The 309-nt window shown below is 54.0% G+C and carries 2 rRNA genes; both read right to left on the bottom strand.

Annotated features, from left to right (window positions below):
• Positions 1-52 (bottom strand): 5S ribosomal RNA (rrf, locus tag WFL22_RS12475); the annotation flags it as partial.
• A gap of 146 nt (positions 53-198) precedes the next feature.
• A 23S ribosomal RNA gene (locus tag WFL22_RS12470) occupies positions 199-309 on the bottom strand; the annotation flags it as partial.

Genomic DNA, 309 nt, shown 5'->3' with positions numbered 1-309 from the left:
CTTCCGGGTTCGGAATGTGACCGGGCGTTTCCCTGACGCTATGGCCGCCGTAACTCTATCAACATGTTGACACAAACCATCCCCGTGGGGGTGTGGGTTGTGGGCCGTCTGTTGGGAACCACAAAGTAGACGCGATACATCGTTACGTTAATTGCTTACTTCCACTCACACCATCCCGGAGGGGTGGTGTTGTGGGGTGTTATCAAGTCATCGGCTTATTAGTACCAGTCAGCTCCACACGTTGCCGTGCTTCCACATCTGGCCTATCAACCCAGTCATCTACTGGGAGCCTCTCGAACCGAAGTTCAC

Origin of the sequence: Leucobacter sp. VD1, assembly GCF_037150695.1 — a bacterium.
In the GTDB taxonomy this organism is placed as follows: Bacteria; Actinomycetota; Actinomycetes; order Actinomycetales; family Microbacteriaceae; genus Leucobacter.
This window is presented reverse-complemented; position numbering and strand designations above follow the sequence as displayed.